This window comes from Roseateles sp. P5_E4, from assembly GCF_054049255.1.
In genome coordinates this window covers 1-13,838 of record NZ_JBFUMS010000001.1, presented here as the reverse complement: position 1 = coordinate 13,838, position 13,838 = coordinate 1, and the positions used below count along the sequence as shown (strand labels likewise).

Below are 13,838 nucleotides of genomic sequence, written 5' to 3'. Positions count from 1 at the left end.
GGTGAACCAGCCTCCCCTTCGATCAAGGCTTACTTGATCGGCTTGAAGCGCATGCGCTTCGGGCGCGCGCCTTCTTCGCCCAGGCGCTTCTTCTTGTCGGCTTCGTACTCGTGGAAGTTGCCGTCGTAGAAGAACCACTGCGAATTGCCTTCGCAAGCCAGGATGTGGGTGCAGATGCGGTCCAGGAACCAGCGATCATGGCTGATGACCATGGCCGAGCCGGCGAACTCCAGCAGCGCTTCTTCCAGCGCGCGCAGGGTTTCGACGTCCAGGTCGTTGGACGGTTCGTCCAGCATCAGCACGTTGCCGCCCTGGGCCAAGGTCTTGGCCAGGTGCAGGCGGCCGCGCTCACCGCCGGAGAGGGCGCCGACGAGCTTCTGCTGGTCGTTGCCCTTGAAGTTGAAGCGGCCCAGATAGGCACGGCTGGGCATGACGAACTTGCCGACGATGATGTTGTCCAGGCCGCCGGAGACGTCCTGCCAGACGGTCTTGTCGGCTTCCATGCTCTCGCGGCTCTGGTCCACAAACGCCATCTTGGCCGTCTTGCCGATCTTGACCGTGCCCGAGTCCGGCTGCTCCACGCCCTGCAGCATGCGGAACAGCGTCGACTTGCCGGCACCGTTGGGGCCGATGATGCCAACGATGGCGCCCGCCGGCACCTTGAAGCTCAGGTTGTCGATCAGCACGCGGTCGCCGAAGCTCTTGCTGACGTTCTCGAACTCGATGACTTCATTGCCCAGGCGCTCGGCCACGGGGATGAAGATTTCGTTCGTGACGTTGCGCTGCTGGTATTCGACGTCCGACAGCTCCTCGAAACGGGCCAGGCGCGCCTTGCTCTTGGCCTGGCGGCCCTTGGCGTTGGAGCGAACCCACTTCAGTTCCTCCTTCATCGCCTTCATGCGTGCGTCTTCGGACTTCTGCTCGGTCTCCAGGCGCTTTTCCTTCTGGTCCAGCCAGTCGGAGTAGTTGCCCTTCCATGGAATGCCATGGCCGCGGTCGAGTTCCAGGATCCACTCGGCCGCGTTGTCCAGGAAGTAGCGATCATGGGTAATGGCCACGACGGTGCCGGGGAAACGCTGCAGGAACTGCTCCAGCCACTCGACCGACTCGGCGTCCAAGTGGTTGGTGGGTTCGTCCAGCAGCAGCATGTCGGGCTTGCTCAGCAGCAGGCGGCACAGCGCCACGCGGCGCTTTTCGCCGCCGGACAGCACACCGATGACGGCGTCCCACGGCGGCAGGTTCAGCGCGTCGGCGGCCAGTTCCAGCTGCAGGTCGGTGTTCTCGGAGCCGGCGGCGGCAATGATGGATTCCAGCTCGCCCTGCTCTGCAGCCAGCGCGTCGAAGTCGGCATCTTCCTCGGCATAGGCGGCATAGACCTCGTCCAGACGCTTCTTCGCGGCAAGCACGCCGCCGATGCCCTCTTCCACGGCCTCACGCACGGTCTGGTCGGGGTTCAGGCGCGGCTCCTGCTCCAGGTAGCCGATCTTGATGCCAGGCATCGGCGTGGCTTCGCCCTCGTACTCCTTGTCGACGCCCGCCATGATCTTCAGGATGGTCGACTTGCCCGAACCGTTCACGCCCAGCACGCCGATCTTGGCGCCGGGGAAGAAGGACAGCGAGATGTCCTTCAGGATGTGGCGCTTGGGAGGAACCGTCTTGTTGACGCGGTTCATGGAAAAGACGTACTGGGCCATGGGCAAATCCTGTGAGGCTGAAACAGCGGCAGGCCCCGGAAGAGGGCCTGCATTGCCTGGTATTGTCGCCGAGCCCGCGTTTCCAGGAAGTCAGATGCTCCGTCTTGCCGCCGCCCTGATCGTTCTCGCAACCGGCCTCGTCCAAGCCCAGACCCTGCGCTGGTCCAGCCAGGGCGACATGCAGACCACCGATCCGCATTCGCAGAACGAGGTCATGACCAACAGCCTGAACAACCAGGTCTACGAGGGCCTGACCCGGCGCGGCAAGGACATGAGCATCGGCCCGGCGCTGGCGACCGAGTGGACCCAGGTCACGCCGCTGATCTGGCGCTTCAAGCTGCGCCCGGGCGTCAAGTTCCATGATGGCACGCCCTTCACCGCCGACGACGTCGTGTTCTCGATGCAGCGCCTGCGCGACCCGAATGCGCCGCAGCGCGTCTATGCGAATGCCGTCGGCATCCCGAAGGCGGTGGACCCGCTGACCGTCGTCTTCGCGCTGGACAAGCCCAATCCCATCGTGCCGGAGCTGATAGCCAACCTGTTCATCATGAGCCAGCGCTGGTGCGAGCAGCACCGCGTGACGAAACCGCTGAACTTCAAGCAGCAGGAGGAGTCCTATGCCAGCCAGAACGCCAACGGCACCGGCCCCTTCATGCTGGTCAGCCGACAGCCAGGCGTAAAGACGGTCTTCAAGCGCAACCCCAACTGGTGGAACAGGTTCGAGGGCAATCTGCAGGAATTCATCTATGTGCCCATCAGCAACGACGCGACACGCACGGCGGCCCTGATCACCGGCGAGATCGATTTCGTGCTCGATCCGCCGCCGCGCGACGTCGCCCGGCTGCGCACCGTGCCCGAACTCAAGGTCGTGGACGGCCAGGAGAACCGCATCGTCTATGTCGGCATGGACCAGACTCGCGACAAGCTGCTCTACGGTCAGGCCCCTGGCGACAAGAACCCGTTGAAGGATTTGCGCGTGAGAAGGGCCCTGTATYACGCCATCGACATCGAGGCCATCAAGACCAAGCTGATGAGCGGCTATTCGACGCCCACCGGTGGCCTGACCTCATCGCCGCGCGGCGCCTATGGCGACGCCAGGCTGGAAACCCGCCTGCCCTATGACGTCGCGACCGCAAAGAAGCTGCTGGCCGAGGCCGGTTATCCGGACGGCTTCGACATCACGCTGGACTGTCCCAACAACCGCTACGTCAACGACGAGCGCATCTGTGTCGCGCTGGCCAGCATGTGGGCCCAGGTCAAGGTCAGGGTCAAGGTCAACGCCATGCCGCGCACGATGTACTTTCCCAAGGTCGAGAAATTCAACACCAGCCTCTTCCTGACCGGCTGGGGCGGGGGCTCGACCGATGCCGACATCATGCTGACCCCGGTGCTGCGCAACCGGGGCGAGCAGGGCGTCGGTGTGGCCAACTACGGCGGCATCGTCAACAACGAGGCCGACGCGCTGGCCGCCTCGTCCACCATCGAGACCGACCCGAAGAAGCGCGAAGCGTTGGTGAAGTCCGCGCTGCAGTCCTACCGCGACCAGGTCAACATCATTCCGCTGCACCGCCAGGTCATCCCCTGGGCCATGCGCAAGGAGGTCAGCATCCCGCATTCGCCGAATAACTGGGCCAGCATGGATTGGGTCACGGTCCGTAAATAGTTCAGCCGCTAGAATGGCCCCAACCGCCGCGCTTCTCAGTCTTGCGCGGCGTTCTCTTTTCAGCCCCTGCACGCCGCCCGCCCTGCCCGAAGACTGGCGCCGCTCTCCGCGGCGCGGCAGGCGATGCGACCAGGCGTGCTCACTCCCCTACCGAATGAGTTTCGATTCTCTCGGCCTGGCAGCGCCGCTGCTCAAGGCCATTGCTGACGCTGGCTACACCACCCCCACCCCCATCCAGGCCCAGGCCATTCCCGCCGTCTTGAACGGTGGCGACCTGCTGGCAGGCGCCCAGACCGGCACCGGCAAGACCGCCGGCTTCACGCTGCCGTTGCTGCACCGCCTGTCCACCGGCGAGAAGCTGCTCAACAAGCGCGGCAAGATCGCCATCCGCGCCCTGGTGCTGACCCCCACCCGCGAACTCGCCGCCCAGGTCGAGGAAAGCGTTCAGACCTACGGCAAATACCTGCCGCTGAAGAGCATGGTCATGTTCGGCGGCGTCGGCATGCAACCGCAGATCAACAAGCTGCGCGACGGCGTCGACATCCTTGTCGCCACGCCCGGCCGCCTGCTCGACCACGCGCAGCAAGGCACGCTGGACCTGTCGCAGGTGCAGATCCTGGTGCTGGACGAAGCCGACCGCATGCTCGACATGGGCTTCGTGCACGACATCAAGAAGGTGCTGGCCCTGCTGCCGGCCAAGAAGCAGTCGCTGCTGTTCAGCGCGACCTTCAGCGACGAGATCAAGAACCTCGCCGACCGCCTGCTCAACGCCCCGGCGCTGATCGAGGTGGCCCGCCGCAACCAGACCGCCGAAGCCATCGTGCAGAAGGTCCATCCGGTCGGCCGCGAGCGCAAGAAGGAGCTGCTGGTTCACCTGATCAAGGGCGGCGTGAGCGGTGAGCCCTGGCAGCAGGTGCTGATCTTCACGCGCATGAAGCACGGCGCCAACCGCCTGACCGACTACCTGAACGACCAGGGCATCAGCGCCATGGCCATTCACGGCAACAAGAGCCAGGGTGCGCGCACCAAGGCGCTGGCTGACTTCAAGACTGGCGACCTGACCTGCCTGGTGGCGACCGACATCGCCGCCCGCGGCATCGACATCGACCAGTTGCCCCACGTCGTCAACTTCGAGCTGCCCAACGTGGCCGAAGACTATGTGCACCGCATCGGCCGCACCGGCCGCGCCGGCGCCACGGGCGAGGCGGTCAGCCTGGTCTGTGTCGACGAGAACGGTTTCCTGAAGGAAATCGAGCGCCTCATCAAGCGCGAGATCCCCCGCGAAATCGTGCCGGGCTTCGCGCCCGACCCCAACGAGCGCGCCGAGCCCATCGTGCTGGGCCGCACCGTGCTGAACCCCAACGGCAGCCGGGGCCGCAACCCCAACCCGCCGGCTGGCGCCAATGGCCGCGGTGGCCGACCTGGTGGCGGCGGCGGTGGCCGTGGCGGCGACAGCCGCGGCGGCTCGCGTGACGGCGGCCGGCCCAGCGCAGGCGGCGGTGGCGGTGGTGGTCGTGGCGGCAAGCCCGCCGGCCACACCGGCGTGGGCGGCGCCAAGACCGCGCCTAAGCCCCATGCCGAGCACGCCCCTCGCGCAGCCGGCGCCCAACCAGCCCGCGGCAACGCCGGCGGCGCCCCGCGCCACAACAACGGCCCGCGCCTGACGCAGTCCAAGCGCTGAGTCCAAGGCATCGCCTGCGCGGCCTGTCCCTCACGGGGCAGGCCGTTTTTGCTGGGCGACCGCTGCTGCAACCTCTGCGGCTCACGGCTCGTGCATCGGCAGCTGGCCCCTCAAGGCAGCTGCGTGGCGGCCCGGCGCCTGGCCCAGCCGAGGCCCAGTAGAGCCGCCAGGACCAGCGGCGCCGTACCGGGCAGCGGCAGCTCATGCGCGCCATCGCGGGGTGGCACGTCCGTACTGGTCAACGCGGTGATCTCGTAGCGGTACTGCTTCTCGTTGGGCATCTGGAAGCGGATTTCATGACGGGACTGGAAGTCCTCCAGATACAGGTAGGGCATGGCGCCGGTCGTCAGCGCATCCACGCCCGTTGTCCCCTCCAAGAACAGCTGGAAGACGGGCCACGGATCGTTCAGGTCAATGAAGCTGAAGAAGCTGTCCATATCCGCGTCGACGAAGATCCGCTTGCTCTCATTCGTGTATGCCATGCCGTCCTGCACGCCACCTGAAACACCGCCCGACATCTTGGCGCCGCTGTCATAGAGGCCGCGCGTGGGCCCCGCATCCGAGTCGACGGCATCCATGTCCACCACCAAGCTGCCCGACAGCGTTCCGCCGGTCGCCGCGTCCAGGCCTTTGGCCACGAAGCTGTAGTTGACGAGGCCCGCCTGAGCCGCGGCGCTGCAGGCCAGCGCGACCGCGCCGATGAGGATGTGACGCAAAGACATGGTGATCTCCCTGTGGGGTTTGAAAAGGTTCACGACGACGTGTCGCGATGCAAATCAGTGTCTGGATCGGCGGTATCAATGCCGCTTCCCGCAGGCGTGCAATGGTTTCAATTGCTACAGGCGGGTGCCGCTTGCCGAACCCGTTGAAACACAGGCGCCGCCGACCCCGGATTCCCATGAGGGGCTGATCTAATTCCACCCATGGCACGCCCCCCGCTCGACAACTCGCTCAAGTTCAACCTGCCCGATGGCACGGTCGTCACCGCCCAGGAGATGCTGCGCAAGATCCAGGAAGCCAAAGCGGCCCAGCGGACCGAGCAACTCGCCGCCCCCGGCGCCCTGCCCGAGGCCGACCTGCAGACCTTGCTCGACGCCCTGCTGCTGCTGGGCGGCACCGCCAGCATCAACGCCGTCATGCAATGGCTGTCGCTGACCGGCCGCGAGCGCGCCAACGGCGAGACCTTCGACCACTACGCCACGCGCGATGGCCTGCAGGCCCTGGTCGCCCAGCGCCGTGCCGAGGGGCTGTACGGCAAGGGCACGCGCGTCTCATTGATCGATCACGTCGAGCGTCTGCAGACCTTGCTTGCCGCCCCCGGCCACGAGCGCTACTGGCGCCAGCGCCTGTGGCTGCTGGGCTCGGGCCGGGGCGACTGGCAGGACCCCATCGCCTGGGTCAACTTCCGCAGCCCCGAGGACATGCGCACGGTGCTGCGGCTAATGATCTTCTCGGGCATGCCCGCCGCCGAGTTCCATGAACTGCTCGCCACCCGATTGCCGGAACTGAGCCCGCCGATGCTGGCCCTACAGGCCCTGATCGAGCCCTGGTGCCCCGGGCTGCTGGCGCAGATCGACCCGGATCTTCGAGATACCTTGCTGGGCCAGTTGCTGGACGTCCTGCCCGCCGGCCACCCGGTGCGTGCCGAGCTGCGCACCTGGCTGCAGGCCGGTACCGGCACGCTCAGCATTCCCATGCACGCCCGCCTGGCCGAGGCCGACATGCTGGCCCTGCAACTGGACAGCGCCGAGCAGCATCTGCGCGGCCTGGCCGGCCCGGGCGTCACGCTGCTGGCCGCCACCCGGGCCCTCGTCGATGGCCGCTGGGCCGAGGCCAGCGCCGGCTTCGAGGCCGCCATCAAGGCCATCCACACCGCCAGCCGCAGCCGTCGCAACGCGCTGTCGCTGGACACCGCGCGCCTGTACCTGCTCAGCCTGCTGGCCCAGGACGACCCCAAGGCCTGGGCGCAGGCGCGCAAATACGCCATCGCCGAATCCGGCAGCCGCAGCCCCACCGCCTACGAGGCCTGGGGCCTGTGGGCCCACGGCATCGGCGTGCGGCTGGGCGAGGACAGTTTTCTGGAAGCCGCCTTCACGCCCCGCACGCCGGGCGATGCCGCGCCGGTGGACCGCCTGCTGCTCACCGCCTGGCTGGGCAAGCCAGCACCCGGCTGGACGCCCCAGCTCGCACAGGCCGTGCTCGCCGGCCTCGGCCCAGAAGAAGCCTTGCTGGCCGACTATCTGAGCGCAGCCCTGCAGCGCCTGGAACTGGGCGGCGCCGGGCCGGCCCGCGTTGCCAACTTCCTCGGCCAGCCGCGCCAGGCCTGGCAGGACGCCCTCGCGGCCATCGCCGCCCTCAGTGACGATGGCAAGCCCGCCGGCAGCGCCACCAAGCCTGAGCTGGCCTGGCAGCTCAAGCTCGACAACGCCGGCCGCGTGCACACGCTGGAGCCGCTGGAGATGAACCACGGCGCACGCGGCGGCCTCAAGTTCAAGGCCGTGACGCTGGCCAAGCTCAAGAAGCAAGGCGCCCAGCGCAGCCGCGACAACCTGGTGCTGCGCCACATCGAGCGCGACGCCTGGGCCGGTGTGCATGATCTGCGTCTGGACGTGAGCCAAGCCCTGGTCGCACTGATCGGCCATCCGCACCTGATGTTTGCCGACGCGCCGGGGCAGTGGGTGGAGCTCAGCGAGGGGCTGCCGGAGCTGGAGATTCGGCGGGTTGGCCAGGACGCCAATGCCGCCTTCGAGTTCCACCTCCATCCGCCGTTGGTCGCCGCCGAGTCGCCGCATGCCGGCATGCTGCACGGCGCCCAGGCCGAGGCCGAACGCGAGCGCCGCAACACCCAGCGCGTGCTGCGCGAGGGCCCGAGCCGGGCGCGGCTGATTCGCATCACGCCCACCCAGCGCCGCGTGGCTGAGCTGGTCGCCCAGGGCTGGAAGGTACCGGCCAATGCCACGGCCGAACTCGGCGCTGCGCTGCAGGTGTTGACCGGCCATTTCCAGCTCCATTCCGACGCCGACGCCGGCCAGCGGGTGGCCGGCGACAGCCGCCTGCATGCCCGCCTCACGCCACAGGGCGAGGGCCTGTCGCTGCTGCTCGTGGCCCAACCCTTTGGCGACTTCGGCCCCGCCGTCACGCCGGGCCTGGGCCGCGCGCGACTGATGTGCCTGCACGAGGGCCTGAGCCTGGCCACCGAGCGTGACCTGGGTGCCGAGGCCGGCCACCGCGCCGCCGTCATCGAAGCCCTGCCCTTTCTCGACCCCGAGCAGCCGCCCGACCAGCCCTGGCTGCTGGCCGATGCCGAGGAGGCGCTGGCCGCCGTGGAACGCCTGCCCGGCCTGGCGGCAATCGCCGCGCTGGCCTGGCCCAAGGGCAAGCCGGTGCGCGTGCTGCCGGTGGACGGCGCCGCGGTGCAGATCGAGGTCAGCAGCGGGCGCGATTGGCTGGGCGTGACCGGCGAGGTGCAGGTCGAGGAAGGCCGCGTCGTCGGCCTGCAGGAGCTGCTGTCCCTGAGCCGCGCCAGCAAGAGCCGCTTCGTGCGCATGGCCGAGGGGCACTACCTGGCGCTGTCCGAGCAACTGCGCCAGCAGCTGCGCGACCTCGATTCACTGGCCCAGACCAAGAAGGGCGAGCTGCAACTGCCCAATGCCAGCGCCGCCTGGCTGGACCAGGGCCTGGCCGGCGTGCGCTTGGGCGGCGACAAAGCCTGGCGGGCGCGGGTGGAGCAACTCACGGCCGCCGCCGCGCTGCAGCCCCAGCCGCCCAAATCCCTGCGCGCCGAGCTGCGTGCCTACCAGGTCGAGGGCTTTGCGTGGATGAGCCGCCTGGCCGCCGCCGGCTTTGGCGCCTGCCTGGCCGACGACATGGGCCTGGGCAAGACCGTGCAGACGCTGGCGCTGCTGATCGAGCGCAGCGCGCTGGGCCCGGCCCTGGTGCTGGCGCCCACGTCGGTCTGCGGCAATTGGGCGGCCGAGTGCGCCGCGTTTTCGCCGGGGCTGAATGTGCAGGTCTACGCCGAAGCCGCCGACCGCAACGCGCTGCTGCAAGCCGCCGGCCCGGGTGACGTCATCGTCGCCAGCTACGCGCTGGCGCAGATCGACGCCGAAGGCTTTGCCGCGCGCCGCTGGGCCACGCTGGTGCTGGACGAAGCCCAGGCGCTGAAGAACGCCGCCACCAAGCGCGCCAAGTCGGTCGCCGAGTTCGATGCCGACTTCCGCCTGGCCCTGTCCGGCACGCCGGTCGAGAACCGGCTGGCGGACCTGTGGTCCATCATGAACCTCATCAACCCCGGCCTGCTGGGCACACCGCAGCAGTTCAATGAGCGCTTTGCCGGCCCCATCGAGCGCCAGCAGGACGCGCCGGCCCGCGCCCGGCTGCGCCGCATCGTCGCGCCCTTCCTGCTGCGCCGGACCAAGGCGCAAGTGCTGCAAGACCTGCCCCCGCGCACCGAGATCGTCCACCGCGTGGAGCCCAGCGAGCAGGAACGCCACTTCCTCGAAGCCCTGCGCCGCGACGCGCAAGCGGCGGTGGCCGCGGCAGCGGCCAGCGGCGAGCGCGCCGCACCCATGCAGGTGCTGGCCGAGCTGATGCGCCTGCGCCGCGCCGCCTGCGACCCGCGCCTCGTGTCACCCGAGCTGGGCCTGGTGGGAGCCAAGATGGCCGAGTTCGAGCACATCGTGCGCGAGCTGGTGGCGGGCGGCCACAAGGCCCTCGTCTTCAGCCAGTTCACCGACTACCTCGACCTGCTGGGCGAGCGCCTCACGCAGATGGGCCTGCCCTTCCAGCGCCTGGACGGCAGCACGCCGCAAGCCGAGCGCACCAAGCGCGTGGCGGCCTTCCAGCGTGGCGAGGGCGATGTGTTCCTCATCAGCCTGAAGGCCGGCGGGTTCGGTTTGAACCTGACGATGGCCGACTACGTCCTCATCGTCGACCCCTGGTGGAACCCCGCCGCCGAAGATCAGGCCAGCGGCCGTGCCCACCGCATGGGCCAGCAGCGCCCGGTCACCGTCTACCGGCTGGTGACGGCCGGCTCGGTGGAGGAGCGCATCATCGAGCTGCACCGCGACAAGCGCGGCCTGGCCGAGGGCATGCTCGAGGGCCATGAACAGGCTTCGCCGCTGGACGCGCAGGCGCTGGCCGCTCTGCTCGAGGACTAGATGACAAGCACCTGGATTGCCGGCGCGACCGGTCTCGTCGGCCGCGCACTGTGCGCCGAATGGCCCGACGCCATCGCGCTGGCGCGCAAGCCGCGGCCGGGCATGACGGCGGTGGGCTACACCCAGCCCGGCTCGTTCGCCGCATTGCCCGTCCCCGGCTGCGTGCTGATTGCGCTCGGCACGACGATGGCCCAGGCTGGCTCGCGCGAGGCCTTTCGCGCGGCGGACTTCGATGCCGCCGTCACCGTCGCCCGCGCGGCGCGCGAGGCGGGCGCCACGCATTGCGGCCTGGTGTCGGCGCTCGGTGCGAACGCGCGTTCGCCGGTCTTCTACAACCAGGTCAAGGGCGAGGCCGAGGACGCGCTGATCGCACTCGGCTTCGAGCGCCTCGTCATCGCTCGGCCTTCCCTGCTGGACGGCGAGCGTGAGCAGCTCGACCAACCGCGCCGCACGGCGGAGGCCTGGACGCTGAGGCTGGTACGGCCGCTGGCCGGGCTGATTCCCGGCACTTGGCGCCCCATCTCGCCGCAGCGCATTGCACGGGCCATGCGCCTGGCCCTCGAAGCCCCCGGCCCGGCCGTGCGCATCATCGAGTCCGGCGAAATGCAACGCATGGGCCAATGAAGTCCCCGGCGATCGAGCCGGCCGAGGTCGACTTTTCCGACCCCGACGCACCGGCCTCCCCCACCTTCGGAGACGTCTATCACTCGCGCGCCGGCGCCCTGCCCCAGGCCCGCCACGTGTTCGTCGCCGGCAACGGCCTGCCCGGCCGCTGGCAGGGCCGCGAGCGCTTCGTCGTGCTGGAGACCGGCTTTGGTCTGGGCAACAACTTCCTCGCCACCTGGAACGCCTGGCAGCAAGACCCGGCACGCTGCGAGCGCCTCATCTTCGTCAGCGTGGAGAAGCACCCGCTGAAGCGCGACGATCTGGCCCGCGTCCATGCGGCCAGCCCCTTGCCCGACCTGGCGGCCCAACTGGTCGAACGCTGGCCACCACTGACCACCGGCCTGCACACGCTGAGCTTCGAGGACGGTCGCGTCGAACTGCTGCTGGGCCTGGGCGATGCGCGCGAGTTGCTGCGCGAACTGGTGCTGAACGCCGATGCTCTCTACCTCGACGGCTTCGCGCCACAGCGCAACCCGGAGCTGTGGGACGAATGGCTGCTGAAGAGCCTGTCCCGGCACGCCGTGCCCGGCACGACGGCGGCCACGTGGAGCATCTCGCGGCCCATGCGCAGGGCGCTCACCGCACTGGGCTTCGAGGTGCGCCTGGCGCCAGGTTTTGCCAACAAGCCCGAGATGACCGTCGCCCGGTTCGCGCCTCGGCACACGCAGCGGCCGGCCGGCCGCGAGCCGCTGGCGCCCGGCGCGAAGCAGGCCGTCATCGTCGGCGCCGGCCTTGCGGGTGCGGCCTGCGCGCTGGCGCTCTCGCGGGCGGGCGTGGCCTGCACCGTCGTCGATGCGTTGCCAGGCCCGGCCCAGGCCAGCTCGGGCAACCCGGCCGGCCTCTTCCACGGCACCCTCAACCCGGACGACGGCCCGCACGCGCGCTTCAACCGCGCCGCGGCGCTGGCCACGCAGGCTTTGCTGACGGAGCTCGCCCTGCCTCATCAGCGCGGCCTGCTGAGGATGGAGACGCGACTGCCGCTGGCCGCCATGCGCGGCGCGCCGGGCTATGTCGAGGCCCTGTCCGCCGAAGGCGCCTCGATCCTGGCCGGCACCGCCCTCGCCCACCCGGCCTGGTTCTATCCCGGTGGTGGCGCGCTGGACCCGGCCGCCTACATCCGCGCCATGCTGGCCGCCAGTGGGGTCGCCCTGAAACTGGGCAGCCCCGTCGCCGCCCTGGAAGCAGCCACCGACGGCTGGCGCCTGCGGGATGCCCAGGGTCATCGCATCGCCGAGGCGCCCCTTGTCGTGTTGGCCGGCGGCCATGGCCAACTGTCGCTGCTCGGCGAACTGGCTGCCGGCTTGACCGTGCAGCGCGGCCAGTTGACCCACTTGCCGGAAGCACCCTGGTGCCCCACCGTCCCCATCGCCGGCGACGGCTACGCCATCGCCGATGGCCGCGGCGGCCTGTGGTGCGGTGCGACGACCCAGGACGGTGATCTCGACCCGGCGCTGCGCGAGGTTGATCAGGCCGACAACCTCGCCCGCTACGCGCGCTTGGCCGGCCTGGCCACCCCGCCGCAGGCGCCGCTCTCCGGCCGCGTGGCCTGGCGCCTCATCGCGCCGGACCGCCTGCCGCTGATCGGCGGTCTGGCGGCTCCCGGTGAGGCGGCCGAGCAACTGCGCCTGCAGCCACGCCAGCCGGGGCTCATCGCCTGCACCGGTTTTGCCTCGCGAGGCATCACCTGGGCGGCCCTGGCCGGGCGCCTGGTCGCGGCGCTGGCCCTGGGCTCGCCACGGCCGCTCGAGGCCGAGCTGCTGGACGCTGTCGACCCGCTGCGCTTCGCGTTGCGCCAGCGACGCAGGCCGGGCGGCTGAGCCGGCCTGTTTGGCCCTGGTTCGGGCAACTATTGCCGCTTCCTCCCCCATATCGCTCTTCCGCCCCACCAGAGCCGGCGGCACACTGCGCTGTTGACACCGGCCTGGCCAGTGTCCTTTTCCTTATCTGATGGAGACGACGGCATGAGCGGTTCGCAGCGGTTGAAGTTGGCTCTGGGCGTTGTGCTCGGCGTGGTCACCGTGGGCGCCGGCATGGCGCTGTCCGGCCTGGGCGACACCGCCGGCGCCGCCAAGGGTTGGTTGTATGCCGTTCTGGCGCTCACCTGGGTGGCCGGCCTGTTCGGCCTGCTGACCAGTGGCGGCTCGGGCGGCAGCCTGCATGCGGCCACCGAGGCCGCCGAGGCGCTGGCTCGCTTTGACCTGACCCACCCCATTCCGCGCGGCGGCAGTGGTGACGTCGGACGCCTGCTCGGCGCGCTGGACGACACCCAGCAAGGGCTCCAAAAACTCATCGCCAAGGTGCGCGAAGCCGCCGACAGCATTGGCACGGCCAGCGCCGAAATCGCCACCGGCAACCTGGACCTCAGCCAGCGCACCGAGCAGACGGCGAGCAATCTGCAGAACACCGCGTCGTCCATGTCCGAGTTGACCGGCACCGTCAAGCAGACGGCCGACGCAGCCATGACGGCCAACCAGCTTGCCAGCTCCGCCGCCAGCGTCGCCCGGCGCGGCGGCGAGGCCGTGTCGCAGGTCGTCGCGACCATGGATCAGATCAGCCACAGCTCGCGCAAGATCAACGAGATCATCGGCACCATCGACGGCATCGCCTTCCAGACCAACATCCTGGCGCTGAACGCCGCCGTGGAAGCGGCCCGCGCCGGCGAGCAGGGCCGTGGCTTCGCCGTCGTGGCCGGCGAGGTGCGGCTGCTGGCCCAGCGCAGCGCCGAGGCCGCGAAGGAGATCAAGAGCCTCATCAGTGCCAGCGTCGAGCGTGTGGACTCCGGTACCCAGCAGGTGCAGGACGCCGGCGCGACGATGACCGAGATCGTCGCCAGCGTGCAGCGCGTGACCGACATCATTGGCGAGATCAGCGCCGCGGCGCGTGAGCAGAGCGAGGGCATCGGCGTCGTCAACGGCTCCGTCGTGCAGCTCGACCAGATGACGCAGCAGAACGCCGCCCTGGTGGACCCTGGTGGA

Annotated in this window: 8 protein-coding genes; 6 read left to right on the top strand and 2 right to left on the bottom strand. The window is 69.3% G+C overall.

Features of this window, described 5'->3' with window-relative positions; all coding sequences use genetic code 11:
* Positions 1 to 29: 29 nt before the first annotated feature.
* The gene (gene ettA / locus ACXJLH_RS00040) at positions 30 to 1,694 is read right to left on the bottom strand and encodes an energy-dependent translational throttle protein EttA (protein WP_457355162.1); all 1,665 of its coding nucleotides are present in this window, start codon (positions 1,692 to 1,694) and stop codon (positions 30 to 32) included.
* Between the two features lie 94 nt (positions 1,695 to 1,788).
* Between ettA and ACXJLH_RS00035 the strand changes: the two genes are divergently transcribed.
* Together ACXJLH_RS00035 and ACXJLH_RS00030 are read left to right on the top strand one after the other, a co-directional pair.
* Positions 1,789 to 3,357 (top strand): ABC transporter substrate-binding protein, encoded by a 1,569-nt coding sequence (locus ACXJLH_RS00035; RefSeq protein WP_457442093.1) that lies wholly within the window; start codon positions 1,789 to 1,791, stop codon positions 3,355 to 3,357.
* 154 nt (positions 3,358 to 3,511) lie between these two features.
* Positions 3,512 to 5,038 carry a DEAD/DEAH box helicase gene (locus ACXJLH_RS00030; RefSeq protein WP_457442092.1) on the top strand — a complete coding sequence of 509 codons (1,527 nt, stop codon included), beginning with the start codon at positions 3,512 to 3,514 and terminating at the stop codon, positions 5,036 to 5,038.
* Positions 5,039 to 5,148: 110 nt separating this feature from the next.
* Here ACXJLH_RS00030 and ACXJLH_RS00025 read toward each other — a convergent pair whose 3' ends face one another.
* The gene (locus ACXJLH_RS00025) at positions 5,149 to 5,760 is read right to left on the bottom strand and encodes a hypothetical protein (RefSeq protein ID WP_056196196.1); all 612 of its coding nucleotides are present in this window, start codon (positions 5,758 to 5,760) and stop codon (positions 5,149 to 5,151) included.
* A gap of 201 nt (positions 5,761 to 5,961) precedes the next feature.
* Here ACXJLH_RS00025 and ACXJLH_RS00020 point away from each other — a divergent pair, with 201 nt between their 5' ends.
* From ACXJLH_RS00020 to ACXJLH_RS00005, 4 genes are all read left to right on the top strand, one after another.
* On the top strand, positions 5,962 to 10,197 hold the full coding sequence (locus ACXJLH_RS00020; RefSeq protein ID WP_457442091.1) for an SNF2-related protein: 4,236 nt from the start codon (positions 5,962 to 5,964) through the stop codon (positions 10,195 to 10,197).
* Positions 10,198 to 10,821 carry a hypothetical protein gene (locus ACXJLH_RS00015; RefSeq protein WP_457442090.1) on the top strand — a complete coding sequence of 208 codons (624 nt, stop codon included), beginning with the start codon at positions 10,198 to 10,200 and terminating at the stop codon, positions 10,819 to 10,821.
* On the top strand, positions 10,818 to 12,680 hold the full coding sequence (gene mnmC, locus ACXJLH_RS00010; RefSeq protein ID WP_457442089.1) for an FAD-dependent 5-carboxymethylaminomethyl-2-thiouridine(34) oxidoreductase MnmC: 1,863 nt from the start codon (positions 10,818 to 10,820) through the stop codon (positions 12,678 to 12,680). Before ACXJLH_RS00015 ends, mnmC begins: the two co-directional genes overlap by 4 nt.
* Before the next feature lie 144 nt (positions 12,681 to 12,824).
* Positions 12,825 to 13,838: methyl-accepting chemotaxis protein (locus tag ACXJLH_RS00005; protein WP_457442088.1), on the top strand; the 1,014-nt coding region annotated here is incomplete at its 3' end.